The sequence below is a fragment of the Photobacterium obscurum genome, assembly GCF_026191635.1.
Classification (GTDB): Bacteria; Pseudomonadota; Gammaproteobacteria; order Enterobacterales; family Vibrionaceae; genus Photobacterium; species Photobacterium obscurum.
Genome location: NZ_JAKRRW010000044.1, coordinates 1 through 6372 on the forward strand (window position 1 = coordinate 1; position 6372 = coordinate 6372).

Genomic DNA, 6372 nt, shown 5'->3' on the forward strand with positions numbered 1-6372 from the left:
CAGTACAGTACAGATAGCAGCAGTTAGAGTTGTTTTACCGTGGTCAACGTGGCCGATAGTACCAACGTTAACGTGCGGTTTTACGCGTTCAAATTTTTCTTTAGACATGGGTAGTCCCTCTAGGCACGGCATTTGGTGGCATTACGACCACACAACCAATCATGGGTTTGTAGAGTATATATCAAAAGGACTGAAGTGACTTGGAGAGAGAGTGGTGCTGATAGGCAGATTTGAACTGCCGACCTCACCCTTACCAAGGGTGCGCTCTACCGACTGAGCTATATCAGCACACAAGAAGTGTGGAGCGGGCAGCGGGAATCGAACCCGCATCATCAGCTTGGAAGGCTGAGGTAATAGCCATTATACGATGCCCGCAAACTCGTAACTCGTAGAGCTATTCAATCTTTTGAAAATGGTGGAGGGGGAAGGATTCGAACCTTCGAAGGCGGAGCCGTCAGATTTACAGTCTGATCCCTTTGGCCACTCGGGAACCCCTCCAGGGGTATTGCAATAAAACTGGTGCCGACTACCGGAATCGAACTGGTGACCTACTGATTACAAGTCAGTTGCTCTACCTACTGAGCTAAGTCGGCTTAAGTGCTGCGCATTCTAGAGAATGCTGATAGCCCTTGCAATACCTTTGTATCGTTTTTTTTGTTTTTTTTTGCGATTGATGCAACTTTAACCGTTAACGGCATTTTGCATACAAAGCAAGACCTTCCACGACTAGCTCCGAGCGGTGACGATAATGCTTTGCCCAAGACACGGGCAAGTGGCGAACACCACCCCCACAAAGGATCACTTCCGGCTCGGCCTTGAGCTTATCTCTTGCCTGGCTCAAACCATACTCGATCAACCCCAGCAGTGCCGCCCGGCACCCGTTCTTCAGTCCATCTGCCGTATTGTCGGCAAAAGTAATTGCATCGCTATGTTCCCGGTCAGAGAACACCTTGGTGGTATTTTCCAGTACTGACTTCATCATTAACTGATAACCAGGGGCAATCCAGCCGCCAAGGTGCTTGCCATCTTCGGACAACACATCAAATGTCAGCGCCGTGCCAATATCCACGATCACCGTCGGCTTCTTGAACTCCTGGCGGATAGCCACCAACGTTAGCCAGCGATCAACCCCCAGGTACTGGTACTCGGCATAGGCGTTCTTTACACCAAAATCTTTGCGCAGCGTTTTCACCTGCATTACCGGGATATTGGCCAACTGCGCGATCCGTTGGATAGAGTTGTCAACTTCAACCGGCCCAACACTGGCAAAGACGATTCTGTTGATTCCTTTCTCTAACAGCGGCTCCAGAACCATCTCCAGCTTGCGGCTTGGATAACGTCCCAAGAGCTCAAAGTTGCCATCGTCAAATAGTTGGGCAACTTTTACATAGGTGTTACCCGCTTCAATTAATAATTGCATTAACAACCTCTAAGGCTGATTTCACCACCGATATAAGGCGTTATACCTTGTTCGGTTTCCAATAATAACGCCCCCTGATTATTGATTCCGCGGGAGATTCCTTCGACCACGCGTTCACCAATCAATAGTTTGACAGGGCGATCCAAAAAGTTATCAAGTCGATTCCAACGTGTAATAAAGCCATCGAGCCCCACTTGCTCATACTGCTCAAGTGTATTGTGCAACTGCTGGATCAATGTTGCTGCCAGTTGATTTCGTTCAGGTAGGCCTTCACAGGCCTGAGCCAAATTGGTCCAATCCTGGTCGATCTCTGTGCCTTCCTGCTCCGTCATGGCAACGTTAAGCCCCATACCGATAACCAGATGAGCAGCATCGCCGGTTTGGCCCGTCATCTCAATCAGAATACCGGCTAGCTTCTTATCCCGGAAGTACAAGTCATTAGGCCATTTGACTTTAATCTCGTCTGCCCCCAATGACTGCAAGGCTTCTGCAATAGCAACGCCCACGACTAGGCTCAGCCCCATAGCAGCAGCCATTCCAGCGTCAAGACGCCAATACATCGATAGATATAAGTTGCTACCAAACGGTGACAGCCACTGCCTTCCCCGGCGCCCTCGGCCAGCTTCTTGGTATTCAGCCAGGCAAACAGAGCCTTGAGGTAACTGGCCAACCCGGTCTAATAAAAACTGATTGGTCGAATCGATAACAGGTATGAGATCTAAGTTCGGGCACTTTACCTGAGCTGAAATTTTATCGCAATCAAGCAGTTCCAATTTTGATGCCAGGCTATAGCCTTTACCCTGCACGCGGTAAACGTCTAGCCCCCAACTCTGTAATTGATTGATATGTTTACTTATTGCTGCACGGGAAATTCCAAGAGATTCACCCAGAGCCTCACCAGAGTGGAATTTTCCGTCTGCCAGCATGGCCACTAAAGCCAAACGCGTTGAGTGATCCCTCATGACATAACCTCGGCCAATTTTGTTTCTTGAGCTGCCGCCATAAAACGGACTTCATGCTCCAAGCAAACACCAAACTTATCTTTCACCTGTAAGACAACTTCGCTGGCGAGCTTTAAAACATCCCTGGCCGTTGCCTGTCCATAGTTAACCAGCACGAGTGCTTGTTGTTCGTGCACCTTCGCACCACCAACCTGATAGCCCTTCAAGCCACATTGATCAATAAGCCAGCCAGCAGCCAGCTTATAGCTGCCATCTGCCATTTCATAACTTGGCATGTTTGGATAAGCCATCATTAATTGCGCTCGTTTGGCAGAGGCCACAATAGGGTTTTTGAAAAAGCTACCGGCATTACCAAGTACGTTAGGATCTGGCAACTTCTGTTGGCGGATTCGGCAAACCTCCTCAAAGATCTCTAATGCCGTTACCGTATCGGTATTAAACTGCATCAAAGGACCATAGCTGACATTAGGTTGCCAAACCTTAGGTAGTTTCAACCCTACAGCAACGATAGCATGGGTATTTTTCAATGCATGTTTGAAAATAGAATCGCGATAACCGAACTGACAATCAGAAGCCAGAATACGGGATAATTTGCCAGTATTCAGCTCAACAACATCAACGTACTGGCAAACATCTTTCAGCTCAACACCATAAGCGCCAATATTCTGGATGGGTGACGAACCTACGCAACCGGGGATCAAAGCAAGATTTTCCAGCCCCGGCATCTTATTTTCAACTGTCGACCTTACTAATTGATGCCAGTCTTCACCGGCTCCAACATGCAACTGATAGCTTTCAGCCGTTTCAGTTATTTCAATTCCGGCAATCCGGTTTAACACAATCACGCCGGCATAATCTTCACAAAACAGTAAATTACTACCCTGGCCGACAATCAGTTTCGGTAAAGCCAGATACTGCTCATCCTGCCAAATTGCCACCAGATCCTCCGCGGATTCAGCAACAACAATATGATTAGCCGTTACCTCGATACCGAAGGTGTGAAAAGGTGCCAGTGACCTTTCTTGCAAAACTTTCATGCTAATATCGAACCATACCTTTTATACTATTGGGTGCATTTTAACTGATTCATCCTAACTACGCAGTGTTTTCCAATGAGCAAGATTAGTTTCCACCCTTTAGAACCTCTACGTTTCCCATTGATCAACCGCTTCTATAAATCCCATTATCCGGCAGGAAAAGCCAAAAAGGATGAAATCATCTGGGTAGGAGAAAATAGCAGCGGAATAATAAGTTGTGTCAGATTTAAGCAATTTGAACATTTCCAACTGCTCACCGGCATGTTGGTCCATCCAGATCTTCGAGGCAATGGCATCGCCAAACAGCTACTTACGGCCATAAATGAACAAACAACTGATTTGCCATGCTTTTGCTTTGCCTTTAGCCATCTAGAGAAGTTATATCAGGACGCCGGATTTGTAGTGATATCAGACAGCGACTTACCCGAGTCTTTGGCCAGCCGGATTAAGCGCTATCGACTAAGTGGTAAAGATCTAACACCTATGTGTTATCAACACTAATTTACAGTTATTCACCCCTTCCGTGACATAAGCCAATATTGGTATACATGGAATCAGATAATTTTCTGGTATAATTGCCCTCTTAATTAACAGATTTATCTAATATAGGTCGCGTAAACGAGGCGATAATGGATTCAGCTATTGCTAACAGGCAGCGCATCGAGCAATTGCCATGTATTGCACACAAGCCGGAAGATTTAGAGACACTTCTAGATGCAGGATCTTTCCGCGAACGTCTACACCAGGAAATCACCCAAGCTAAACAGCGTATTTATCTTGTTGCACTATATCTGCAAGATGATGAGGCGGGCCGGGGAATTCTGACTGCGCTTTATGAAGCGAAGCAAGCAAACCCTGAGTTAGACATTAAAGTACTTGTTGACTGGCACCGCGCTCAGCGTGGGCTCATTGGTGCAGCGAAATCCGATGGAAATGCCGCACTATATCGAGAGTTCGCCGAGAAATACCAACATCATATCGATGTACTGGGTGTCCCGGTACGTAATAGGGAAGTCTTCGGTGTCCTCCATCTAAAAGGCTTCGTAATTGATGGTAAGGTTATCTATAGCGGCGCTAGCCTAAATGATGTGTATCTTGCACAGCACCAGCGTTACCGTTATGACCGCTATCACGTGATACAAAATGCCCATCTTGCTGACAGTATGGCAAACTTCATCAATGGCACTTTAGCCAGTAGTGAAGCGGTCAATTGCCTGAGTCAACCAATTCGGCCTGAAACCAAAGCCTTAAAAGGTGCCATCAAGGATCTTCGCACTCAGCTACAGCGTGCGAGCTATTCTTTTGCTCCAGAATCTGTTGCTAACAATCAAGTTGGCCTGACACCACTTATCGGTCTGGGTAAAAAGAAGAATAAGCTGAATCAACATATCTGCACCTTGATTGCTAGTGCCCAGAAAGAACTGACTATCTGCACACCTTATTTTAACTTTCCACGCATTATTAGCCGTGAAGTTAAAAGGGCAATCCGTCGCGGTGTAAAGGTGACTATTGTTGTTGGCGATAAAACGGCAAATGACTTTTATATCCCGCCTAGCGAACCATTTAAAACAATTGCTGGCCTGCCTTATCTGTATGAAGTTAATCTTCGTAACTTCGCGAAACAGAACGAAGCGGCAATTGCTCGTCGTCAGTTAGCTATCCACCTATGGAAGCATGGTGATAACAGTTTCCATCTCAAAGGGATCTGGGTAGACCGCAGTTATATGCTGATCACCGGTAATAACCTCAATCCGAGAGCTTGGAAGCTAGACTTGGAAAATGCCATCTTGGTACATGACAAGAGCCAACTCCTGGCTGAGCAGAAACAGCAAGAACTCGACTGTATTTTAAGCCATACTCAACTGGTAGGCAGTTACAAGTTTATCGAGAAAGTTGATACCTATCCGGCACCAGTACGAAAACTGATTAAGCGGATCCGTAGAATTAAAGCAGATCACATCCTTAATCAGATCCTATAGGGAGCAATAGCATGACTATCGCCGCCATAGATGTTGATCCACAACGTACTTTCAGCCCTCTATGTCCAGAGGAGCTACCAGTACCGGAAGGTGATCTCATTGCATCAGCTCTTAATGCGCAGGCAGAGCTGGCTGATTTTCGCGTCTTGACCAAAGATGCACACCCAGCCAACGCTCTCTGGGTGGTTGATAGTCATGAGGAGATGCTTCAGCCGCTTCCTCACCCTAATGCTGATTTAACTTGGGTCTCACACGCTGTTCCAGGTACAACTGGGTTTGACACCATTCCTGGACTGCCAGCAGTCACTAACTACGATCATGTAATTTGGAAAGGGATCGAGCCAGATCTTCACCCCTACGGGGCCTGCTATCACGATCTTCAAGAAAAGCTGAGTACGGGCTTGATTGAATGGCTCGAGTGCAAAAAGGTAACAACAATTATTGTCGGTGGCCTTGCTACAGACTACTGTGTAAAAACCACGGCCTTACAGTTGCAAGAGACTGGGAAATTTAAGGTGATTGTAAACCTATCAGCTTGCCGGGGGATCGCACCTGATACAACAGCCTCAAGTTGTCGGGCAATGACCGAAGCTGGGATCCTTCTTGTTCAAGAGACAGAAGAGTTAATCCCATTGGTTTAATAAAAAAGCCTCCAACGGAGGCTTTTTTATTAGCTATATCCTTTATCCTTTTATCGACCTACAACGCCCTCAGAACTAATTATCCCTGCTAAGAGAAAATATCTACCTCTTTCAACGCAGTTTAAAGTTCAAGCCGCTGAGAACTCCTACCGTGACAATTTCTGGTCAATCTAACGTATATCCATCAATCTTAATGGCTATCAGGCTAGCGGTATCACTCTGTACAGTCTGTTTAAGATTAAACTCAAGCCGCACACCATGCTTAGATCTGCTCAATTTAAAAAGCAGATAAACGAAAAAAGGCCATCCTTTCGGATGGCCTTCTTTACTGTA

General features: G+C 46.4%; 7 protein-coding genes and 4 tRNA genes. 3 read left to right on the forward strand and 8 right to left on the reverse strand.

Features of this window, described 5'->3' with window-relative positions; translation table 11 throughout:
* The 8 genes from MD588_RS25735 to murB form a co-directional block, all read right to left on the reverse strand.
* Positions 1-108, reverse strand: a 108-nt coding sequence (locus MD588_RS25735; protein WP_265700816.1) for a GTP-binding protein, incomplete at its 3' end; no start/stop codon positions are given.
* 104 nt (positions 109-212) lie between these two features.
* Positions 213-288 (reverse strand) — tRNA-Thr (locus MD588_RS25740).
* Positions 289-300: 12 nt separating this feature from the next.
* Positions 301-375 (reverse strand) — tRNA-Gly (locus tag MD588_RS25745).
* Positions 376-413: 38 nt separating this feature from the next.
* Positions 414-498, reverse strand: a tRNA-Tyr gene (locus MD588_RS25750).
* 19 nt (positions 499-517) lie between these two features.
* Positions 518-593 (reverse strand) — tRNA-Thr (locus MD588_RS25755).
* A 95-nt stretch (positions 594-688) separates the two neighbouring features.
* A complete protein-coding gene (locus MD588_RS25760; protein WP_265700807.1) occupies positions 689-1420 on the reverse strand; it encodes a type III pantothenate kinase in 732 nt (243 codons plus the stop codon).
* Positions 1420-2382, reverse strand: coding sequence for a bifunctional biotin--[acetyl-CoA-carboxylase] ligase/biotin operon repressor BirA (birA, locus tag MD588_RS25765; RefSeq protein WP_265700808.1), 963 nt, complete (start codon positions 2380-2382; stop codon positions 1420-1422). Before birA ends, MD588_RS25760 begins: the two co-directional genes overlap by 1 nt.
* Positions 2379-3419 (reverse strand): UDP-N-acetylmuramate dehydrogenase, encoded by a 1041-nt coding sequence (murB, locus tag MD588_RS25770; RefSeq protein ID WP_265700810.1) that lies wholly within the window; start codon positions 3417-3419, stop codon positions 2379-2381. The genes birA and murB overlap by 4 nt, the downstream gene beginning before the upstream one ends.
* A gap of 75 nt (positions 3420-3494) precedes the next feature.
* Here murB and MD588_RS25775 point away from each other — a divergent pair, with 75 nt between their 5' ends.
* From MD588_RS25775 to MD588_RS25785, 3 genes are all read left to right on the forward strand, one after another.
* The gene (locus MD588_RS25775; RefSeq protein ID WP_265700812.1) at positions 3495-3920 is read left to right on the forward strand and encodes a GNAT family N-acetyltransferase; all 426 of its coding nucleotides are present in this window, start codon (positions 3495-3497) and stop codon (positions 3918-3920) included.
* Between the two features lie 128 nt (positions 3921-4048).
* Entirely contained in the window at positions 4049-5398 is a 1350-nt protein-coding gene (pssA, locus tag MD588_RS25780; RefSeq protein ID WP_265700814.1) for a CDP-diacylglycerol--serine O-phosphatidyltransferase, read from the forward strand.
* A gap of 11 nt (positions 5399-5409) precedes the next feature.
* Complete coding sequence (locus MD588_RS25785; protein ID WP_265700815.1) at positions 5410-6039, forward strand: nicotinamidase; 630 nt, start codon at positions 5410-5412, stop codon at positions 6037-6039.
* The last annotated feature ends 333 nt before the right edge of the window (positions 6040-6372 follow it).